Genomic DNA, 20,939 nt, shown 5'->3' on the forward strand with positions numbered 1-20,939 from the left:
GGCGGGTGGGGGCTATGGTGGTCGGGTGGCGCGTACACGTCACGGGGGCCCACGCGCCGCCCACACCCCCTCAAGGCCCCACCGGAGAGGGAAAGACGAGCTCTTGAACAAACACATTCGTTTACCGTCCAAGTGGCGCTTCGCGGCCAGGTTCACGGCCGCTGTCGGCCTGACGGCCGCGATCGTCACAACCGGGCTCCAGGCCGTCGAGGCCGCACCACCGAAGCTGCCGCCGGTCTCGGCGAAGATGAAGGCGGGATCCGGGAAGCGCTGCGACACCCGCAACGGCCTCCCGACCGCCCCGACGACACCGCCGGACTCCGGGTTCCCCGACAATCCGGCCGGGAACCTGTACAAGGACACTGCCCTCCCCAGGAACTTCGACTTCGACCTTCCGGGACAGGCGTACGACGGCCTTCAGACACCGACAGCCGCCCAGAAGACCGAGGCCCTGTCGAAGGTCCCCGGGGACCTGGACAAGAACGTCGACGCGTGGAAGAAGATAGCCAACGCGTCGGGGAAGCCTGCGGACCGGGCGATGGAGATTTACGCCCGGTACTTCGCGAACAAGGAGAACCTGGGGTTCAAGCACTGGTTCGACAAGCGGTACATCCGCAACCAGATCAACAACCACAAGGGCTCGGGCTTCGAACGGCAGCTCGTCAAGGACTACAAGCTGATCGGCCCGGACTGGCTGTGTGAGGTCACCGTCGAGCTGTTCGACAAGAACGGCGACAAGGTCGGCGAGCGCCGGTACGACGCCTACAACCAGAAGAGCAAAGAGTTCAACGAGTTCAAGTCGAACTCGAAGCTGACGTCGAAGCAGCTTGCAAATGACCGGGTCGTCGCCAAGTCGATGCCCGACCACAAGTTCCGCTTCACCGGCGCGAAGCCCTTCACCAAGGGCCAGGTCAAGCTCATCGACGACCTGGAGCGCGACGTCCGCACCATGCGGAATGGGAAGACCGGGCAGGTGCGCGGGAACCAGCGCATGTACAACCCGGTGCCCAAGACCACCCCGATCAAGGGGTATTCGGACCATCAGCGGTGGTTCGCGCCCGCCTGCCAGAGCGGCACAGCGCAGATCGCGGCGGTCGGTGCCAACACGTGCGGCACCCGCGGACCCGCCAACGACCGGGCCCTGTCCTCCGGGAAGACCCTGGAAGAGGCGAAGCGCTACCAGCGGGACGCCAACCGCCTCGACCCGAGGGGCACCCTCCCCAGGGGCGGCCCGGGCGGCGTCGACTTCACCACCATGGAACTCCGGTACGTCGGCGGCCTCGAAAAGGGCAAGGGCATGAGCTACTCCATGCGCGCTGACCAGATGCCCGACCCGGACAACAACCCCGGCTTCGGCGGCGAAGCCCGGATGCAGCTCTCCTCCGACGCCCTGTTCACCTGGCTCGCGCTGACCCCCGAAAAGTTCTGGGTCAACCTGAACCCGGACCAGCCGGGCAAGGTCATGGATGCCAAGTTCGGCAAGACCGACGCCGGCCGCGTCCTCCTCGACGCCGACCTGGTCATGAAGCACGACTTCTCCGAGGCCCTGAACCCCGACAAGCATCCCGGGGGCAAGCTGTACTGGGACACCGCGCCGCGCCGCAACGGCATCCCCTGCTTCCCCGGTACCCGCTTTTGGATCGAGCCCGACGAGGCCAAGGTCCGCGAGCAGGACGGCGGGATCTACATCCTCGAATCGCCAATGGACGTCTCCGCCCAGTGGCTGGACGTCGACTACACCGTCCCCGGCTCCACCGAATGCACCGACCTCTCGGACGCCGAGAAGAAGGCCATCGAACGGTCGGTCAACGCCAACATCGTCCCGGTCATCCAGGAGCGGGTCAACACGGACCCCAAGTACGCCGAGCTGCGCGCCGTTTACAACGCCCGCGTCGCCGCCGAGTACATCCGTCAGCAGGACGCCAAGTCCCCGACGGACTTCCACGACATCATCGACTCGAACGACGTCTCGGCCTGGCCGATCCGCGCTCCGCATGAGGACTGGACCCGTGAAAAGGTCTGGGACGCGTACATGCAGTCCATCAAGGAGGGCATCGAGTGGTTCGAGCTGGAGTACGGCGGCAAGCTGTACAAGCAGGGCGTCGGCGGCGTCGACTTCTCCAAGCAGCCCAAGCAGAACATCCCCAAGGCCCAGTTCGACACCCAGAACCAGGACCTGGACAACACCACCGTCAACTCCGGCAAGTCCGATGACGCCTCCTACCGGGACCTCGACACCTTGTACCTCGGCGGAGGCCCGGCCACAGACGGCAGCGGCGAGGACCCGGGCGGCGAAGACCCCGGCGACGACCCCACCCCGACACCGACCCCGTCGGGCACCGGCAAGCCGACCAACCCCCCGACGACCCCGGCCCCGGACCCCACCAACCCCGGCGGCGGTGACAACACGCCGCCCACACCGGAGGACCCCGAGGGCGACCTCGCCGACACCGGCTCCAACACACCGGTGGGCCTCATCGCCGGTGTCGCCGCTGCCCTCGCAGCGGCCGGCGTCACCCTGACGTGGTGGATGCGGCGCCGCCGCACCGCGCAGGAGTAGCCTCCTGCCGAATGAACCACCTGCCGGTCTCCCCGCACCCGCGGGGAGACCGGAGTCTCCGCTGTCCTCAGGCACGCGAGAGGGAACTCGCCTCATAGCGCAGCTGATAGGCGCGTACCCCACCGCCGCTCATCCGATAGATGAAACGTGCAGGTCAGCGCACCCGCCCACGCGCCTTCAGCGGCCCCGGCGGGAGTTTGGGAGCGGGGATCGGGGGGCCGTCGTAGCCTTTGACCTCGCCGTAGCGGGTGCCGTTCATCCAGTCCTCGCGGAACTGGACGATCTCCTCGTTGCTGCGCCCGATCCAGTTCCAGAACATCACGATCTCCTCCTCGAACGGCTCGCCGCCCAGCAGCATCAGGCCGGCGTCCGAGGTCGCGCGCAGGGGGAGGTCCGTGCGGCCGCAGCCGAGGTAGAGCATGGAGCCCGGGAGGACCGGGACGCCGTCCACGTGGGCTTCGCCCGACATCGACAGGACCGCGTACTCGAAGTCCGGGTCCAGCGGGAGCCGGGTCTGCGTGCCCGCCGCCAGGGTCAGGTCGGCGCCGACGATCGGGCTGTACGTGGATCCGGGCGAGGTCGCCGTGTCCAGCGTGCCCAGGATGACGGTCGCCTCCAGGCCGGGGGCGGTGACCCGCGGGAGCTCCGCGTGGTGCTGGAAGTGCGGGTCCACCTCGCGGTGGGCGTCCGGCAGGGCCACCCACAGCTGCGCGCCGTGCAGGAAGCGCGGGTGCGGGCTCGGGCTCTCCTCGGAGTGGCTGATGCCGCGGCCGGAGGTCATCAGGCCGAGCTCGCGCGGGCGGATCGTCGCCAGGCTGCCGACGCTGTCGCGGTGCAGCACCTCGCCCTCGTGGAGCCAGCTGACGGTCTGCAGTCCCGAGTGGGGGTGGGGTGCCACCGCCATTCCGGGCTCCTCCGCGATGTCGTCCGGGCCGTAGTGGTCGACGAAGCACCAGGCGCCGACCATCCGGCGGCCCAGGTTCGGCAGGAGGCGGCGCACGTCGGTGGACTCACCGAGCTTGACGGTGCGCGGACTCAGGAGCTCGCGCACGGGCTCGGCCACGACGAAACCGCGGCCACCACAGGCGGAGAGAGCGGGCTGGCGATCGAGATTGCTCATACCGCACAACTTAGTCCCGCCACCGTCGCCGCGGTCATTGGAATGTACGTCCGGTTCCACGTGTTGGAGCGGGCAGACACAGCACCTGAACGGCGGAAGGGATCCGATGGACGCGCGGCAGGACTATCTGGGGCACGGGACCGCGGCCGAGCGCTGGGACCGCGGCCGGCTGTTCTTCGAGGCCAAGGAGTACGCGAAGGCCGCCGTGGTCCTGGACGGCGTGGCCGCCGAGGCCCCCGAGCTGCTGGCGCCCCGGCTGCTGCTGGCCCGCGCCTACTACCACTCCGCCCAGCTCTCCCGGGCCGAGGACGAGCTGCGCGCCATCCTGGAGCGGTGGCCCGTGGAGGACTACGCGCAGCTCATGCTCGGCCGGACCCTGGAGCGCCGGGGTCGGGCCGCCGCGGCGGCGCCGTACCTGCGGATCGCCGCGGCGATGGCCGGGGACTTCCCCGAGTAGGCCGCCCGAGTTCCTGGAGCGGGCCCCTGCGATCGCGGAGCGGCACGCTCCGTCGGACGCTCCCCGGCCCCGCCCATGCGGGACCGGGGCGGCCCCTCGGTTAGCCTGGGGGCAATATGAACCGTCTGACCACGCCCTTCGGCTCCTTCGAGCTCGCCCGCTTCCCCGAGGACCCGCGCGACCGGCTCCGCGCATGGGACGCCGCCGACGAGTACCTGCTGCACCACCTCGAATCCGGTACGGGTGAACGCGGCCCGGTGGATCTGGCCGGCGCCGGGCAGATCACCGTGATCGGGGACCGGTGGGGGGCGCTGACGACGGCGCTGGCCGCCCATCACCCCACGCAGATCACCGACTCCAGCCTGACCCGTTCCGCCACCGCGGCCAACCTGGACCGCAACGGCATCGGGACGAGCAAGAGCACCGTCACGCTGCTGACCACGCAGGACGCGCCGCCGGAGCGGATCGACGTCCTCCTCGTGCGGGTGCCCAAGAGCCTGGCGCTGCTGGAGGACCAGCTGTACCGGCTGGCCCCGCACGTGCACGCCGGCACCGTCGTCGTGGGCACCGGCATGGTGAAGGAGATCCACACCTCCACCCTGCGGCTCTTCGAGAAGATCCTCGGCCCGACCAAGACCTCCCTGGCGGAGAAGAAGGCCCGGCTGATCTTCTGCACGCCGGGGAACCCCGGCGCGGCGCACCCCACGACAGCCGGGCCGTGGCCGGTCACGTACACGGTGGACCAGGACGCGGGATCGGGCTCCGGTCTCACGGTCGTCAACCACGCCGGGATCTTCTGCGCCGACCGGCTGGACGTCGGTACCCGCTTCTTCCTCCAGAGCATCCCGACCAACACGGACGGGGCCCGCGTCGTCGACCTGGGTTGCGGCAACGGCATCGTCGGCACGGCGGTCGCGGTGGCCGACCCGGACGCCGAGGTCGTCTTCACGGACGAGTCGTACCAGGCGGTGGCCTCGGCCGAGGCCACGTACCGCGCGAACGTGCGGGGCCGGCTGGACCGCGCCGAGTTCATCGTCGGGGACGGCGTCGCGATGCTGCCGCCCGGGTCGGTGGACCTGATCCTCTGCAACCCGCCCTTCCACTCCCATCAGGCGACGACGGACGCGACGGCGCTGCGCATGTTCGCGCAGTCGCGCAAGGCGCTGCGCCCGGGCGGCGAGCTGTGGGTGGTCGCCAACCGCCACATGGGCTACCACACGCACCTGCGCCGCCTCTTCGGCAACAGCGAAGTGGCCGCGAGCGAACCGAAGTTCGTGGTCCTGCGCGCGATCAAGCGCGAGCAGCCCCGCACAGACAACCGCGGCGACAACCGCGGCGACGGTCGCGGGGACAACCGCGGCGACAACCGCGGCTAGGGCCGCGGCGAAAGCCGCGCCGAGCACCCGCGGACGGTGACCCGTCCGCGGGTGCGGCTCGTGATGTCCCATGTGACCTGCCGGTACACCCGCCGGTAGGCCCCTCCGTTCGCCCTACACTCGGCCGCGTGAGCAGCCAAGTGGACCAGGCGGAGCAGACGGAGCAGGCGGGGCGCGAGGAGCGGGCGGACGGGAGTACCGACCGGAGCGGCGGGACGGCCGCCTCCGGGCGCTACCGCCGGGAGGACGTGGCCCGCGCGGCCGGCGTCAAGGTGCGCAACCTGCGCTACTACCAGGAACGCGGGCTGCTTCCGCCGCCGCGCCGCGAGGGCCGGATCGCCTGGTACTCCGACGACCACCTCACCCGACTGCGCCTGATCAGCGACCTGTTGGGGCGCGGCTACACCGTCAACGGCATCGCGGAGTTGCTGGCCGCCTGGGAACAGGGCGGCGGGATTTCCCAACTGCTGGGCCTGGAGCGGGAGATGACCCGCGGCTGGGAGCAGGAGGAGTCGGTCCGCATGTCACGGGCCGAGCTGCGCGAGCTGTTCGGCCCGACGGCCTCTCCCGAGGACACCCGTCGGGCGGCCGAGCTGGGCTACGTGACCATCGACGGCGACCTGGTCACGCACCGCAGCCGGCGCCTGTTGGAGGCGACGACGACCCTGGTCCGGGCGGGGGTGCCGCTCGGGGAGGTCCTGGAGGCGGGGGACTTCGTACAGACGCAGGCGGCGGCGGTCGCGGACCGGTTCGTCGGGCTGTTCAGGACGCACGTGATCGGCGCGGAAGGGCTGGAGCAGCTTTCGGCCACGCGGCTGCGCCACATCACCGAGGCGGTCGCGGCCCTGCGTCCGCTGGCGGGCGGGGTCGTGGCCGCGGAGTTCGCGCGGGCGATGGCCGAGCGGGTGGATGCCGAGGTCGCGGAGCTGATGCGCAGTGAGACTCCAGGGGCGTAACCGGTCAGTAGGAGTCGGCCGAAAAGGTACGCCCGAGCAACCTTGCCAACCCCCATTGGCACTCTTACATTCAACTCGTCGGTAACAACGGTGCACAGCCGAACACAAGGGACGATCTCATGGCAGATTCCCCGAAGTTACCCGAAACGGCCGTCGACGAGAAAGGCGAGAGAGCCGTTGGCACGGGCCGCGTCCGCTGGCGCCGGTTCGCCGTACTGACCGTCCCGGCCATCGCCGTGACGGCCGGCCTCGGCATCGCCCTCGCCCAGGGCGCGCTCGCCGCCTCCTTCGCGGTATCGGGGCAGCAGTTCAAGGTGTCGGCGAAAAGCCTGGAGGGCGAGGGCTTCGCCCAGTACGGCAGCGTCGACGTCAACGCCCGCGAGGAGCTCATCCCGGTGGCGGTCACCGCCATCAGGGAAGCCAAGCTCAACAGCCTCTGCCAGTCGGTGGTCACGACCCTCCCGATCATCGGCGACATCTCGCTCAACCTGACCGCCGGCCAGAAGACCCCCGTCGAGGCCAGCAACCTCTTCGTCGACGCCACACAGCTCTCCGGCGACGCCGTCTTCACCAACATCGAGATCGGCCGGGACGCCTCCACCCTCGACAAGGGCCCGGCGGACGCGGTCGGCATGCAGGACCTGTTCGCCCAGCAGGCCGACACCGTCAGCATCACCGATCTCCACCAGACGGCCTGGGCCACGAACGCCGGCACCTTCAAGCTCTCCGGGCTGAACATGAACATCAGCAAGGGCAAGAAGGAATGCTTCTGAGCCGCTGGCGGCGGTGGCGGCGCGGCCGACCGTTCTGGGGCGGGCTCCTCGCCATCCTCGCCGGGGCCGAGATCTGCGCCCTGCCGCTGGCGCCGCTGAAGATCATGCTCCAGCAGGGAGTCGCGGGAATCCCGTCCGTCCTGATGGGCCTCGTCATGATCGTGCTCGGTCTCACCGCCTGGTTCTCGCCGTCCCAGCGCAGTCTGGCCGGCGTACTCACCACCCTCATCGCCACCGCCGCGCTGGTCCTGTCGAACCTCGGCGGGTTCCTGATCGGCACCTTGCTCGGCATCCTCGGCGGCGGCCTGATGTTCGCCTGGCAGCCGTACGCCGTCTCGCGCCCCGGCGCCGCACAGGACCCGGAGCCGGAGCCGCCCGAGGGCCGGGCAGGGTCCGGTCCCGAACCCGACGACGCCGCGTTCCCGTCCCTCACGGTCACCCCCACGACCACCCCCGCACGCTCCCCCGCTCCCCCACCGCACCACGATCCCCAAGGAGCACAGCCATGAGCCGAACCCGGACCACCCTCGCGCTCGCCGCGGCCACCGCCGCCGCAGCCCTGTCCCTCGCCTCGGTCTCGGCCACCGCCGCGCCGTTACCCCTGGCCGGGTCGACCACCGTCACCCCGGCCGGGCACGCCTTCAAGGCCACGCTCAGCGGCAAGGCCACCCTCAAGGCCGGATCCGTGACGGTGACCTGTACGGTCTCCGTCTCCACCGGGACCGTGCCGGCCGCCCCCGGGAACAACAACCCGGCGGGTCCCGTCTCCTCCCCCATCTCGCCGCCCACGTACAGCTCTTGCACCTCCAGCATCTGGGGCGTGACCCCCACCGTCACCACCAGCGGAGCCTGGTCGGTGTCGATGCAGAACGGCTCCCCCATCACCGCCACCATGACCGTGCCGACGGGCGGGCTCGTCGTGCACACCACCGGCCTGGCGGTCTGCACGGTCACCGCGGCCCCCTCCGGCCCCGCGAACGTCGGCGGGACCTGGACCAACGGCGCCCCGTCGAGCCTGACCTTCACCAACGCCTCGGTTCCGGTCACGGTGACCGGAGGCTTCGGCTGCCCGACGAGCGCGACCTCGTCCACCTTCAACGCCGTGTACAAGGTCACCGACACCACCGACCCGGCTCAGCAGATCACCGTCGGCCCCTGACGGCCCGCCGCGCCCCGCACGAAGGCCCGCCGGCCCCGGAGCTCTCCGGGGCCGGCGGGCCCTGCCACGTGCGCGAGGGGACTCAGCGGTGGGCCGGGAACTCCACCACCTGCTGGTAGGTGGGCCGGTTCTGCCAGTTGACCTGCGGGTGTGCCAGGCCGCCCACCGGCCGCTGCACGATCGAGTCCGCGCACCACTGGTTGCCCGCGGCGCAGGTCCCGTCCGCCGGGTAGACGGCGGCCGGCGTGGCGGCCGCCGCCTGCTTGAGCGTCGCCGTCATGACGTCCCGGCACCCGGAGAGGGTGCCGCCGCCGCAGTAGGCCCGGGCGAGCGGTCCGGACACGGGGCGGCCGAGCACCGTACGCAGGTCTTTGTCGGCGTAGCTCCACCAGCCGTACTGGAAGGCCGATCCGGCGTGCGAACCGGTGGGCCCGTGACCGGCGTTGGGGGCCTCGTCGACGGTGAGCGAGGCGCGCAGGGCGTCGTAGAGCGGGGCTCCGAGGCCGGGCTTGAACTCGGCTTCGACGAGCAGCGGCCACCAGGCGTCCATGACGCGGATGGCGTCCGCGTGCGCGTAGGCCTTCGAACCGGGTGCGGCCTCCTTGCGCCGGGAGCCCGCCGCCTGCCAGGCGGACAGCTTGTCGATCGCCGCGCCGACGGCCGGATCGGTGGTGGGTGCGCTGCGCAGCACGGCGAGCAGCTCGGGCAGCAGGTTCTCGGCGCGCAGGTCGGTGACCGCGGCCTCCGCCATGGCCCGGGTGAGCTTGGCCCTGGTCACGCCGCCCGCCGCGACGAGCGGTGCGACGCGCCGGTCGAGGAGGTCGCCGCGGTGGACGGAGCCCATCCCGAAGCCTGCCGCGCCGTAGTCCTTGGCCTGTTTGTTGTTCCAGCTGATGTAGTAGTCCTGGCCGATGGACTGCGGGTGCTCCGCGGACGGGGTGTAGGCGGCGGTGTTGGCGGCCGGGTCGAAGCCCTGCCATTCGTACTGCCGCTTCGCGTGCACGGGCAGCGCGGCGTCGACTCCGGTGGCCCGGACCGGATTCGATCCACTGTTGTAGTAGGCCGCTTCGCGCGAGTCGGCGTAGAACCAGTTGAAGGCGTAGCCGATGTGCCGGGCCGCCTCCTGGAAGGTGCGGGCGTCCTTCACGTAGGAGGGGTCGTTCAGCATCTGGAAGCCGATGATCGAGTCGGCTTCGTGGCGGTAGGTGGAGCGCAGCGACGTGTAGGCCACGGGCTTGCCCCCGACGGTCGCCCGGTGCGTGACGATGCCGTAGTGGGTGCGCCAGACCTGCATCCGGTAGGAGCCGTTCGGTGTGGGGTCGGCGACGGACGACTTCCAGGCGTTGGTGTGCTCCAGCTTCTCCATGGGCGTGCAGGTACCCCGGTAGAGGTACGAGGTGCTCGCCTTGGCGGGGGCGCCGCCGCCCGGCTCGCACAGTTCGACGGCGAAGGTGTCGGTGATGTCCTGGCCGGCGGAGGTGGCGCTCCACGCGTAGTCCTGGCCGCGTCCGAGCTGTACGTACATGCTGACGCCCGCGAAGGAGGCGCCGCGCGCGCTGATGCCCGGGCCCTGGAGCTCCTGGAGCATGAGGAGCTGAGGGGCGAGGTAGCCGGTCTGCGGGCCGAAGACGGCGACCGGGTGACCGCTCTCGGTCTTCGCACCGGAAACGAGCAGGGCGTTGGACATGCTCTGCTTGATCGGCTTGGGCGGATCGGCCGCGGCGGCGGTTGCGGCCGCGCCCGTACGGTCGTACACGAGCTGTTCGGCGGTGACCGAGCCGGCGTCGGGCAGGGCCGTTCCCTGCGGGTCCGCGGGCTTGCCGGCGTAGGGGAAGCTCGCGCCGTCGTGCACGGTGAGCACGGCTTCCGGGTCCTCGCGCTCGCGGAAGGACTCCCAGACGCGGGTGCCCTCCTCCAGCCCGTACTTCTGCTGCGCGGACAGCAGGGACAGCGCGGCCTGCACCTCGCCGCCACCGCCGCCGCCGAACAGGCCGCCGACGACGGAGGCGAGGGCGATCAGGTCGGTGAGCTTGAAGGGCTGTATCTCCCCCGCGTTGGTGATGGAGTTGATGTGGCCGGTCAGCACGTACTCACCGGGGAAGTACCGGCCGTTCTTGGACTGGACGCGGTAGGCGTTGATGCCGTCGATGTAGGCCTGGGCGTCCTCCATCGCGAGCCGTCCGCGCTCGCCCTCGGTGGTGCGGATCCGGTCCACCTGTGCCTGGAGGTCCGTTTCGGTGTAGGGGGCCTGCGGCCAGAACTGCTGCTCCAGGCCCTGGTTGGCGAGGGCGCCGCCCGCGAAGGGGGTGAGGTCGCCGCGGCCGACGTGCCGGAAGAGGTCCATCTGCCAGAGCCGGTCCTGGCCGGCGGCATAACCCGCCCCGAAGGAAGTCCCGTACCGGGTGGTGCCCTTGATGTGCGGGACGCCGGTCTTCTTGTCCCGCGTGATGGTGACGTCGGAACGGGGGCTGGTGGTGGACTCGACCTGGTCGCCGGGCACGCCGAAGGAGGCGTCGTTGAAGAAGTCGTTGAGCTTGGCGTCGGTGAGGCCGGGATAGCCCGCCACCAGCGAGTCGTAGCGCGCCAGTTGGTCGGACGCATGGGCGGGCATGGTGCCGAACGCCTTGTGGGCGAGGATCTGGGCGAGGGTCGCGTTGCCGCTCTGCCCGGGCGGCAGGATGTCGGCGCACTGCTGTCCGCAGTAGTCGGCGACGGGCAGCGCCGCCGGGGCGTCGGCCCCGGCGGCGGAGGCGGCCGGGCCCGACAGGGCCGCGGCGAGGGCGATGAGCGCGGTGGCGGCGGCTGTTGTGACGCGAGAGGTGGGGCGTCGCATGCGTGCTCCTCCGTGGGGGGGCAGGAACCGGTCACGGGGAGGGTACTGGGAGTCACTACTTCTCAGTAAGATGAACGACCGTCACTTTTCGCCGGAGCGAAAATCCCTTGCCCGGGGCCACCGGGACGGGTGAAGCTCCACGACATGTCACAGAACTCCGCGGAAGGCCCTGCGCGCACACGAGGCGGCGTCGCCGACCTCTTCACCGCGGGCGGCCGCCTCACGGTCATCCCGCGCAAGGCCGCCCGCCGCGACCAGTTGCTCGTCCACCTCACCGAGACCCTCTTCGCGGCGGACCGCGACTACACGGAGCCCGAGGTGAACGGGCTCCTGCTCACCGTCCACGAGGACTGCGCGGCACTGCGGCGCTACCTGGTCATCGCCGGGCACCTCACCAGGACCCGTGACGGCTCCGGCTACCGGCGGGCCATGACCACCCGGTAGTGCGTCGTCAGACGGCCGTCCGCGCCGATGACGTGGAAGGCGACGGCGGGCGGCTCGTCCACGTGGATGTACGCGCTCGCCCCGGACGCCGCCTCCCACGGGAGCCGGGTCGTGGAGACCACGCCCGGAGCCACCAGCAGCGGCCGGCCCGCGAAGGTGGTCGCCGCGCCGGTGTGGGCGTGCCCGCACAGGAACGCGGTCAGGTGCGGATGCCGCTCGGCGAGAGCCGCCAGCCGCTCCTCCCCGAACTGCCGGATCCCGTCCACGTACGGGATGTGCAGGGGGACCGGCGGGTGGTGGAAGGCGACCAGTACGGGCACCTCCCGCGGGGTCTCGGCGAGCACCCCGTCCAGCCAGGTGATCGTCGAGTCCTCCAGGTACCCCCGGTGCTCGCCGGGCACCGACGAATCACACACCGCGAGCACGAAACCGTCACCGCGCAGGACCTGGTCGACGGGGGCCGCGGACGGGCGCTCCTCCCCCAGCAGACCGCGCCGGAACGCGGCGCGGTCGTCGTGGTTCCCGGGGCAGACGATCAGCGGGTGCCGCGAGCCGAGGGCCTTGCGCGCCTCCTCGTACTCCTCGGTGGTCGCGTGATCGGCGATGTCCCCGCTGACCAGCACCGCGTCGAGCTCGTACGGGAGCCCCTCCAGGTATTCCATGACGGTGCGGGTCCGCTCGGCGGCCCGGCTGCCGCCGTCGAGGTGTACGTCGCTCAGGTGGGCTATGACGATCACGGCGGCGGCTCCTTCGGTCCGAGCCGCCAAATCTAACGGGCCCCGACGGCGGAGGTGAACCTCCCGCGGGGGTCTTCCTGTTCGGCACCGGACCGGAAGGCGGTCGTGCGGAGAGCCGGGGCGGCCGTTCGGCCGCCCCCCTCGACCTCAACCGCGGTACGTCTCCAGCAGCCTGAGCCAGACCTCGCTGATCGTCGGAAACGCCGGAACCGCGTGCCACAGCCGCTCGATCGGCACCTGCGCCGCGACCGCGACGGTCGCCGCGTGCAACAGCTCGGCCGCGCCCGGCCCGACGAAGGTGACGCCCAGCAGGATCTCGCGGTCCAGGTCCACCACCATGCGGGCCCGGCCCCGGTAGCCGTCGGCGTACAGTCCCGCGCCGGAGACCTTGCCGAGGTCGTAGTCGACGGCCCGGACCCGGTGGCCTGCCCGCTCCGCCTCCGCCAGGGTCAGACCCACCGACGCCGCCTCCGGATCGGTGAAGACGGCCTGCGGGAGGGCCTGCGTATCGGCGGTCGCCGCGTGTGCGCCCCAACTCCCCGTGTCGAGCGGTGTGTTGCCCGCGCGCGCGACGATGGCGGCGCCCGCGATCCGCGCCTGGTACTTCCCCTGGTGCGTGAGGAGCGCCCGGTGGTTGACGTCACCGACGGCGTACAGCCAATCGGTCCCCGGGACCCGGCACCCCTCGTCCACCGCGATCCATCCGCCCGGCTCGAGGCCGACGGTGTCCAGCCCGATGTCCTCGGTGCGCGGCGCACGGCCCGTCGCCATCAGCAGCTCGTCGCCCTCCAGCGTCTCGCCGCCCGCCAGCACCACACTGACGGGCCCCGTCGAACCCTCCCGTACGACGGACTCGACGGCCACCCCGGTACGAACCACCGCGCCGGCCTCGCGCAGCGCCTCCGCGACCAGCTCCCCGGCGAACGGCTCCATGCGCGGCAGCAGCCCCCGGCCCCGTACCAGCACGGTCACCCGGGAGCCGAGCGCCTGCCAGGCCGTCGCCATCTCGGCGGCCACCACCGACCCCCCGACGATCAGCAGCCGGTCCGGCGCGGCCTGCGCGGACGTGGCCTCGCGGCTGGTCCACGGCCTGGCCCCGGCCAGGCCGGGAACGTCGGGGATCACGGCCCGGGTGCCGGTGGCGACGACCACGGCGTGCCGGGCCGTGAGGACGTGGTGCTCCCCCTCGGGGCTGGTGACGGCGACCTTCCGGACTCCGTAGAGCCGCCCGTGGCCCCGGTAGACGTGGGCGCCGACCGACTCCAGCCAGTCGATCTGGCCGTCGTCCTTCCAGCTGCCGGTCCAGTAGTCGCGGTGCGCGAACACCGCCTCCACGTCCAGCGACCCTGCCACGGCCCCCGCGAGACCGGGGACACGGCGCGCCCCGGCCCGTGCCAGCACCGGGCGCAGCAGCGCCTTGCTGGGCACGCAGGCCCAGTACGAGCACTCGCCGCCGACCAGCTCGCTCTCGACGAGGGCCGTACTGAGCCCGGCGGCGCGGGTCCGGTCCACGATGTTCTCGCCGGCCGGTCCCCCGCCGAGCACCACTACGTCGTACTCCACCGCTTCATTCATACGGGCCAGTCTCACCCCGGGGCGGGGGCCCGTCACGCAATCAGGCTCCCGGCGTGCCGGGCTCCCCGGGCGCGCCGTCGGTGCCTGTTTCGGCGTCGGCGTCGGTGGAGCCCTCCGCCGCGCCGTTCTTCTCCGCGGCGATCTTCGAGCGCACCTCGTCCATGTCCAGGGCCCGGGCCTGCGCGATGAGGTCCGTGAGGGCCGCCTCCGGCAGCGCGCCGGGCTGGGCGAAGATCGCCACCTGGTCGCGGACGATCATCAGGGTCGGGATCGAGCTGATCTGGAAAGCCCCGGCGAGCTCCTGCTGCGCCTCGGTGTCCACCTTCGCGAAGACCAGGTCGGGATTGGCCTCGGCGGCCTTCTCGTAGACGGGGGCGAACTGCAGGCAGGGGCGGCACCAGCCCGCCCAGAAGTCGATCAGGACGAAGGAGTTCTCGCTCACCGTCCGGTCGAAGTTCTCCTTGGTGAGTTCGACAGTAGCCACGGTTATCCAGTCCTCCTGAGTGGTGTTTCGCTTCCGTCCCGTGAACGAACGGCCGCCTCGAAGCATTCCTGGGCGTGCCCGGCGATCTCCTGACCCCGGCCGCGCACCATGGGCGCATGACCCCTAACGGCTCCGGAGCCGGAGCCGGATCCGGCCCGGGCGGGACGCCTCGGAGCGGTCGCCTCGGAACCGGTGCCTCAGAACGGGTGGCCGCCCGGGGTCGTGCGGACCGTCGTCCAGCGCAGTTCGGTGAAGGCGTCCAGATTGGCCCCGCCCCCGAAACGGGCGCCGGTACCGGACGCGCCGACGCCGCCGAAGGGGGCCACCGCCTCGTCGTTCACCGTCTGGTCGTTGACGTGCGCGATCCCCGTCGGGATCCGTCCCGCCAGGTCCAGCCCGCGCCCCGCGTCGCCCGTCACGATCCCCAGGGCGAGCCCGTAGGGGCCGGCCGAAGCGAGCTCCACGGCCTCGTCCTCCGTCGCGAAGGACCGTACGGGCGCCACCGGACCGAAGACCTCCTCGCGGTAGGCGGGGGTGTCGTCGTCGACGCCCGCCAGCACCGTGGGCCGGTAGAAGAGGGCCCGGTCCGACCCGCCCGTGACCAGCTTGGCGCCCATGTCGGTGCTGGCCTCCACCAGGCCCCGCACCCGCTCCAGTTGGGCCCGGTCGATCAGCGGGCCCAGGTGCGCCTGCTCGCGGTAGGGGTCCGCGACCACCAGCTCGTCGGCTCGCGCGGCGAGCCGCTCCACGTACTCGTCGTAGAGCGAGGCGTGGACCAGGTGGCGGCCCGCCGTCATGCAGATCTGGCCCTGGTGGAAGAACGACCCCCAGGAGGCTTGTGCGACGGCCGCCTCCACATCGGCGTCCCGGAGCACGAGGAGAGCCGAGTTGCCGCCCAACTCCAGATGGGCGCGCTTGAGGTGACGGCCCGCCAGCTCGCCGACGAGACGGCCGCTCGCGGTGGACCCGGTGAACGACACGACCCGGACCAGGGGATCGGCGACCACCGCGGCCCCCGTCCCGGCGCCGCCGGGCAGGACGTGCAGCAGTCCGCCCGGCAGGCCGGCCGCCGCGAGGACGGCGGCCGGCGCGAGCCCCCCGCAGACCGCGGTACGCCGATCCGGCTTCAGGAGCACCGCGTTGCCGAGGGCGAGCGCCGGCGCCACCGAGCGGATCGCGAGGATCAGCGGGGCGTTGAAGGGCGCCACCACACCGACCACCCCGGCCGGCTCGCGGCGGGTGAAGGACAGCCGGGGCGCCTCGCTGGGCAGCACCTCGCCGGCCGGACGCGAGGCGAGCGCGGCGGCCTCGTAACACTCCTGCGCGGCGATGTGCAGCTCGAAGTCGGCCTTGCCGGGGATCGAACCGGACTCCCGCACCAGCCAGTCCCGCAGCTCGGCGGGGCGGGTGGCGAACAGGTCCCCGGCGCGGCGCAGCACGGCGGCCCGCTCCTGATGGGTGGCCCGGGCCCAGTCCCGCTGGGCCGCCCGGGCCCGTACGGCGGCCTCCGCGACGTCGCCGGGGGCCGCCAGGTCTATGGTCGCGAGGGTCTGGCCGGTGGCGGGTTCGGTGACCGGGGCGGTTCCGCCGGTGAGTGTGGGTCCGTCCTGCCAGAACGTCGGATCGAGGAGCGGCATGGCGCGAGGCCTCCGGATGCGGGTGGGCGGGGCGGGGGGCGGCAGCACGCGCCATCGTGTCATCGCACCGGGCCGCAGGCTTCGATTCTCCGCCCTCGCACAGCGGTCGCCCGCCGAGGATGACCGGATTCGATCGGCCGCGGCGGGCGACGGGCGGAGGCGGCGCACAGGGTTCCGCGCCCTCGCGGATCAGCGCTCCAGGACGAGGGCGATGCCCTGACCCACACCGATGCAGAGCGCCGCGACTCCGGTACCGGACCCGGCCGCCGCCAACTGGTGCGCCACCGAGCCCGCGAGGCGGGCTCCCGAGGCGCCGAGCGGGTGGCCGATGGCGATCGCCCCGCCGCGCGGGTTCACCACCGCCGGGTCCAGCTCCGGCCAGGCGGCCAGACACCCCAACGCCTGCGCTGCGAAGGCCTCGTTGAGCTCGAAGGCGGCCAGATCGGCGAAAGTGCGTCCCGCCTTCGCGAGCGCGCGCTCGACGGCTTCCACCGGACCCAGTCCGAAGAGCTGGGGCTCGATCCCGGTGGCGGCGGACGTGCTGATCCGCGCCAACGGCTCGCGCCCGGTGGCGGCGAGCCCCTCCTCGTCGGTCAACAGCAGTGCGGCGGCGCCGTCGTTGAGCGGGGAGGCGTTGCCGGCGGTGACCGTGCCCGTTCCGTCGCTCCGGAAGGCGGGCTTCAGGCGCGCGAGCGCCTCGGGGGTGGAGCCCTCCCGGATGCACTCGTCCCGCAGGAGGCCGACACCCTCGTACGCCACGACCTCGGCGTCGTAGTGCCCGGCGGCCCAAGCGGCCGCCGCCTTGCGGTGGCTCTCCAGCGCGAAGGCGTCCTGCGCCTCGCGCGTGATGGCGTGCTTGTCGGCGACGAGCTCGGCCCCCTCGCCGAGGGAACCTGTCCACTCGGCGGGCATCCGGGGGTTGGTCATCCGCCAGCCGAGGGTGGTGGACCACATCTGCTGGTGCCCCGCCGGGAACGCGCGCTCCGGCTTCTGCACCACCCACGGTGCGCGGGACATCGACTCGACGCCGCCCGCGATGGCGACGGAGGCGTCGCCGAGGGCGATGGCACGGGCCGCCTGGACCACGGCTTCGAGCCCGGACCCGCAGAGCCGGTTGACGGTGACCCCGGGCACGCTCACCGGCAGTCCCGCGAGCAGGACCGCCATGCGGGCCACGTCGCGGTTGTCCTCGCCCGCGCCGTTGGCGTCGCCGAAGACGACGTCGTCGATACGCGCCGGATCGAGGGCGGGCGTACGGTCCACGAGCGCGCGCACCACGTGTGCGGCCAGGTCGTCGGGGCGGATCCCGGCGAGGGCACCGCCGAACTTCCCGATCGGGGTGCGGACGGCGTCGACGACGTAGACGTCGCGGACGGTACGGATGCTCATGGGGTCCCTCCTGGACGGGCGGGTGGCGGCGCGGCACGCCGGCGCCACTGTCCGGCACGGCGCACGCTCCGCCCGCGCCCGGTGGGGCGCGCCCGCAGTTTCCGTCCGTCCGTCCCCGCCTGTCAACGCCCGCCCGAAGCCGCCGCCGGGCCGTGGGTTCAGGTCGACTCGCGCGGCAGCGCCAGCGCCGCCATCAGGTCGTGCCGCCGGACCACCGCGGAAGGCTCCCGTACCGCCCGGTCCACCAGCCCCGCCAGCCGCTCGCCCGTCGGCATCTGGATCCGGACCGTGCTCAGCCTCGGCCGCAGCAGCCGCCCGATCAGCAGATCGTCCGCACCGATGACGGCGACGTCCTGCGGCACCCGAAGCCCCTCGTCCTGGAACGCCCGCATCAGCAGCATCGCGTACTCGTCGTTGTACGCGAACGCCGCGTCCAGCCCGAGCGACGCCCACCGCCCCGCCAGTTCCGCGGCCGACTCCTCCGCGTACGCCATCGGCAGGGCCACGACCTCGGCACCCGCCACCGACCGCGCTCCCTCCAGCCGGGGCGTGGAGAACAGCTCCAGCCCCTCCTCCCGCGGGACGATCACGCCGATGCGGCGCCGGCCCCGCTCCACCAGGTGGGCCGCCGCCCGCGCGCCGACCTCCGCCTGGTCCATGACCAGCGCGTGCGCGCCGGGGACGCTGACCGGTCCCATCGTTATCACCGCGCGCGCCCCGGCCCGCTTGAGCGTGGCGACGTTGTGCGCGGACAGCGTGATCTCCCCGAGGGAGATGACCGCGACCGGTCGCAGCTCGGCCCAGGCGCGCGCGGCCTCGTCCCCGGTCAGGCCGAGGCTGCCGTACTGGACCACGGTGTAGTCGAGGGCGCGCAGGGCCCACTGGAGCTCGTTGAGGAAGGTGCTGTAGAGCGGGCCGATCGGCACGTGCGAGGAGGGCAGCAGCACGATCCGCGTGTGCCCGGCACGCAGGCTGCGCGCGGCCGCGTGCGGTACGTAGCCGAGCTCCTCGGCGGCCTCACGCACCTTGCGGCGGGTCGGCTCGCTGATGCGTACGGCCTCCGCGTTGTTCAGGACGTACGAGACGGTCGCGCGCGACACTCCGGCGAGCCGGGCCACGTCCGCGCTGGTCGGCACGGGCGGGAGCGGCCCGGCGGTGGACGGTGACGTGGACGGCTTCGGCGGCTTCGATGACTGAGACATTGCCGTGGCATCTTTCCAGACCGGTCGCGCCCAGGGACTAGCGGATGGCCGGAAACGGGTGCTAGACAGTGGTGCACACAGATTTACACGTGTAACCCAGGTGTTTCGCCGCTCACACCGGCGGCCTCCTCCACGGTGTCGCACCGTGTCCAGCCGTGCCGTCGCCCTGTCGCGTTCCGACGCACCCCCGCCGTCGCGACAGGGCGGCGCGCACCCCTCCCGCCCCGCCGTCCGCCCCCGCCTGGGTCCGGCCGGTCCGGATCCCCGATCCCCGGCGGTGCCACCCGGTAACCTCGCCCGAATGACGGCACTTTCCCACCACAGCAATGGCTCCATCGAGCAGCCCGGCCGCGACGGGGCCACCGCGACCGCCGAGGCCGATCCGCTGGCCATCGGGCCTGTGCAGACCTCGTACGCCCCCGATCGCGACGGGGATCCCGATCCCGGTGAGATCGTCTGGACGTGGGTCCCCTTCGAGGAGAACGACGGCCGGGGCAAGGACCGCCCCGTGCTGGTCGTGGCGCGCGAGGCGGGCGGCACGCTCCTGGCCGTACAGCTGTCCAGCAAGCGGCACGATCACGACCGGGAGTGGGTTCCCATCGGGACCGGCCCGTGGGACAGCGCCGGCCGGGAGTCCTGGGTGGATGTGGACCGGGTGCTGCGCGTCCACGAGGCCGGCATGCGGCGCGAAGCGTGTGCGCTGGACCGCGGGCGGTTCCAGCTGGTGGTGGACCGGCTGCGCGAGCGGTACGGCTGGCGGTAGCCGGCCGGGGCCGGGCGTACCCGCCAGGGCCGCGCCCGGTCCGCAGCCCTTCAGCCGAAGCGCACGCTGTGCGGGACGGCAGCGCCGAAGGTCGCGGACTGGCCGGGCCGCATGACCCGCGCGGGCGCCCCTTCGCAGTCGCGTTCCTCGAAGAGCGAAGCGCGTGCGTCGGTGGAGTTGTCCGCCTCCCTCGCGCCGCTCACCAGCAGGAAGCACTCACCGCTCACCGGATTCTCGAGGCTGAAGTCGTCCGCGTTCACGTTGACGTATTGGAACGCGCCCCCGGCCGCCTGGGCACTGGTGGAGAGCCCCGTGAACAGGACCAGGGCCGCGCCGAGCGTCACGGTGGTCCGCGCCGCGCTCTTCACCACGTACTTCATCGCCCGCATACGACTTCCCCTCGATGTGACCGGTGGTCGGGTCCGGTCGCACCCAGTGTCGAGATCACCGCGGGAGCGCTACAGGTCTGGGCGCGGCCGTCACCCGAATGCGGGGAGCGCGTGCGCGGCAGGCCCCGCCGCGCGCGACCCGCGCCCCCCTCAGGCGCTTCGCGCCGTCCCGACGCCCTCACGCCCCTCGCGCCGTCCCGCCGCCCCCGCGCCCCTCCCGCCGCGCCGTCACACCAGATTCGCCAGCGCCCGCTCGAACGCCTCCCGCGTCTGCGGCTTGCGGTCCAGGATCCCGAACACCACCCGTTCGAACACGCCCCGGAACCGTCCGGCCAGTAGTCCCCGGAAGGCCTCCGCCACCTGGGCCGGGTCGTTCTGGAAGACCCCGCACCCCCACGCGCCCAGCACCAGTCCCCGGTAGCCGTGCAGCGCCGCCACCTCCAGGACCAGCTCCGCGCGCCGTACGAGGGCGGCGGGGATCTCGGGAACGCGTTCCGGCTCCTGGCGGCGGATCGTGCCGGCGTTCGGGGCCGGGGAGGTGAGGAAGCCGGCCCGGAAGGGGGAGTCCAGCAAATCGCCGCGGTCGTCGCGGAAGACGGGGACCCCGGGCGAGTGAATCACCCGGTCGGTGTAGAAGGTGCTGACCTCGCGGCGGTGGATCTCGTAGTACTCCGGGGCCTCCAGGAGGGTCTCGTAGAGGGCCGAGGCGCGGCAGAGCGCCTCCTCCTGCGCCTTGGCCCCGCGGACGTATCCACCCCCGGGATTGCGGGCCGAGGCGAAGTTCAGGACGGCCACCGCGGGGGTCCCGGGGTAGTCCGCCGCGAGCCTGCGGGCCGCGTCCGTACTGCTCTCGCCGGTGACCTCCACGACGGTCCTACCGGTACCCGCGGGGATCGGTTCGCCTGGAACGACCCGGTTTGGTCCATATATTCTGGTTCCTGCCTTGGCCTCCGCCACGGCGGCGGCGAGCGCCACCTGCCGCCCCGATCGCGTCCGGTACCCACCGGCCGCCACGATCTCCGCGTTCTCCCGCGCGATCTCGCGCAACCTGCTGCTCATGCCGTGATCTTCGGCGCTCCACCCGA

General features: G+C 72.2%; 19 protein-coding genes. 9 read left to right on the forward strand and 10 right to left on the reverse strand.

Annotation, left to right across the window (positions count from 1 at the left end; translation table 11 throughout):
- Positions 1 to 103 precede the first annotated feature (103 nt).
- On the forward strand, positions 104 to 2,560 hold the full coding sequence (locus ACFWBY_RS35685; protein ID WP_385344097.1) for a hypothetical protein: 2,457 nt from the start codon (positions 104 to 106) through the stop codon (positions 2,558 to 2,560).
- Between the two features lie 154 nt (positions 2,561 to 2,714).
- On the opposite strand, the gene ACFWBY_RS35690 is transcribed toward ACFWBY_RS35685, so the two are convergent.
- On the reverse strand, positions 2,715 to 3,680 hold the full coding sequence (locus ACFWBY_RS35690) for a pirin family protein (protein WP_385344100.1): 966 nt from the start codon (positions 3,678 to 3,680) through the stop codon (positions 2,715 to 2,717).
- Positions 3,681 to 3,786: 106 nt separating this feature from the next.
- On the opposite strand from ACFWBY_RS35690, the gene ACFWBY_RS35695 reads away from it, so the two are divergent.
- From ACFWBY_RS35695 to ACFWBY_RS35720, 6 genes are all read left to right on the forward strand, one after another.
- A complete protein-coding gene (locus ACFWBY_RS35695) occupies positions 3,787 to 4,137 on the forward strand; it encodes a tetratricopeptide repeat protein (RefSeq protein ID WP_385344103.1) in 351 nt (116 codons plus the stop codon).
- Between the two features lie 125 nt (positions 4,138 to 4,262).
- Complete coding sequence (locus ACFWBY_RS35700; protein WP_385344117.1) at positions 4,263 to 5,513, forward strand: methyltransferase; 1,251 nt, start codon at positions 4,263 to 4,265, stop codon at positions 5,511 to 5,513.
- A 128-nt stretch (positions 5,514 to 5,641) separates the two neighbouring features.
- Entirely contained in the window at positions 5,642 to 6,469 is an 828-nt protein-coding gene (locus ACFWBY_RS35705; RefSeq protein ID WP_385344106.1) for a MerR family transcriptional regulator, read from the forward strand.
- A gap of 119 nt (positions 6,470 to 6,588) precedes the next feature.
- Positions 6,589 to 7,242, forward strand: a complete 654-nt coding sequence (locus ACFWBY_RS35710) for a DUF6230 family protein (RefSeq protein WP_385344108.1) — start codon at positions 6,589 to 6,591, stop codon at positions 7,240 to 7,242.
- Complete coding sequence (locus ACFWBY_RS35715) at positions 7,233 to 7,751, forward strand: DUF6114 domain-containing protein (RefSeq protein ID WP_385344111.1); 519 nt, start codon at positions 7,233 to 7,235, stop codon at positions 7,749 to 7,751. Before ACFWBY_RS35710 ends, ACFWBY_RS35715 begins: the two co-directional genes overlap by 10 nt.
- Positions 7,748 to 8,401, forward strand: a complete 654-nt coding sequence (locus ACFWBY_RS35720) for a hypothetical protein (RefSeq protein ID WP_385344114.1) — start codon at positions 7,748 to 7,750, stop codon at positions 8,399 to 8,401. Before ACFWBY_RS35715 ends, ACFWBY_RS35720 begins: the two co-directional genes overlap by 4 nt.
- Positions 8,402 to 8,483: 82 nt before the next feature.
- Here the strand turns inward: ACFWBY_RS35720 and ACFWBY_RS35725 are convergent, their stop codons facing one another.
- Positions 8,484 to 11,234, reverse strand: coding sequence for a penicillin acylase family protein (locus ACFWBY_RS35725; RefSeq protein WP_385341468.1), 2,751 nt, complete (start codon positions 11,232 to 11,234; stop codon positions 8,484 to 8,486).
- Positions 11,235 to 11,378: 144 nt separating this feature from the next.
- Between ACFWBY_RS35725 and ACFWBY_RS35730 the strand changes: the two genes are divergently transcribed.
- Positions 11,379 to 11,678, forward strand: coding sequence for a DUF2087 domain-containing protein (locus ACFWBY_RS35730; protein ID WP_385341470.1), 300 nt, complete (start codon positions 11,379 to 11,381; stop codon positions 11,676 to 11,678).
- Here ACFWBY_RS35730 and ACFWBY_RS35735 read toward each other — a convergent pair.
- The 6 genes from ACFWBY_RS35735 to ACFWBY_RS35760 form a co-directional block, all read right to left on the reverse strand.
- Complete coding sequence (locus tag ACFWBY_RS35735; RefSeq protein WP_385341472.1) at positions 11,651 to 12,415, reverse strand: phosphodiesterase; 765 nt, start codon at positions 12,413 to 12,415, stop codon at positions 11,651 to 11,653. The genes ACFWBY_RS35730 and ACFWBY_RS35735 overlap by 28 nt on opposite strands.
- 147 nt (positions 12,416 to 12,562) lie before the next feature.
- Positions 12,563 to 13,990 carry a dihydrolipoyl dehydrogenase family protein gene (locus ACFWBY_RS35740; RefSeq protein WP_385341474.1) on the reverse strand — a complete coding sequence of 476 codons (1,428 nt, stop codon included), beginning with the start codon at positions 13,988 to 13,990 and terminating at the stop codon, positions 12,563 to 12,565.
- A 40-nt stretch (positions 13,991 to 14,030) separates the two neighbouring features.
- On the reverse strand, positions 14,031 to 14,540 hold the full coding sequence (locus ACFWBY_RS35745; protein ID WP_385341476.1) for a thioredoxin family protein: 510 nt from the start codon (positions 14,538 to 14,540) through the stop codon (positions 14,031 to 14,033).
- 131 nt (positions 14,541 to 14,671) lie between these two features.
- Positions 14,672 to 16,111 (reverse strand): aldehyde dehydrogenase family protein, encoded by a 1,440-nt coding sequence (locus tag ACFWBY_RS35750; RefSeq protein WP_385341478.1) that lies wholly within the window; start codon positions 16,109 to 16,111, stop codon positions 14,672 to 14,674.
- A 189-nt stretch (positions 16,112 to 16,300) separates the two neighbouring features.
- Positions 16,301 to 17,500, reverse strand: a complete 1,200-nt coding sequence (locus ACFWBY_RS35755) for a thiolase family protein (RefSeq protein ID WP_385341480.1) — start codon at positions 17,498 to 17,500, stop codon at positions 16,301 to 16,303.
- Positions 17,501 to 17,658: 158 nt separating this feature from the next.
- The gene (locus tag ACFWBY_RS35760; protein ID WP_385341482.1) at positions 17,659 to 18,702 is read right to left on the reverse strand and encodes a LacI family DNA-binding transcriptional regulator; all 1,044 of its coding nucleotides are present in this window, start codon (positions 18,700 to 18,702) and stop codon (positions 17,659 to 17,661) included.
- A 301-nt stretch (positions 18,703 to 19,003) separates the two neighbouring features.
- On the opposite strand from ACFWBY_RS35760, the gene ACFWBY_RS35765 reads away from it, so the two are divergent.
- Positions 19,004 to 19,465 (forward strand): type II toxin-antitoxin system PemK/MazF family toxin, encoded by a 462-nt coding sequence (locus ACFWBY_RS35765; RefSeq protein WP_385341485.1) that lies wholly within the window; start codon positions 19,004 to 19,006, stop codon positions 19,463 to 19,465.
- A 50-nt stretch (positions 19,466 to 19,515) separates the two neighbouring features.
- Here the strand turns inward: ACFWBY_RS35765 and ACFWBY_RS35770 are convergent, their stop codons facing one another.
- Together ACFWBY_RS35770 and ACFWBY_RS35775 are read right to left on the reverse strand one after the other, a co-directional pair.
- Positions 19,516 to 19,854 carry a hypothetical protein gene (locus ACFWBY_RS35770; protein ID WP_385341487.1) on the reverse strand — a complete coding sequence of 113 codons (339 nt, stop codon included), beginning with the start codon at positions 19,852 to 19,854 and terminating at the stop codon, positions 19,516 to 19,518.
- 228 nt (positions 19,855 to 20,082) lie between these two features.
- Entirely contained in the window at positions 20,083 to 20,913 is an 831-nt protein-coding gene (locus ACFWBY_RS35775) for a TIGR02452 family protein (RefSeq protein ID WP_385341489.1), read from the reverse strand.
- Positions 20,914 to 20,939: the final 26 nt, after the last annotated feature.

It is taken from the genome of Streptomyces sp. NPDC060049 (assembly GCF_042736715.1).
In the GTDB taxonomy this organism is placed as follows: Bacteria; Actinomycetota; Actinomycetes; order Streptomycetales; family Streptomycetaceae; genus Streptomyces.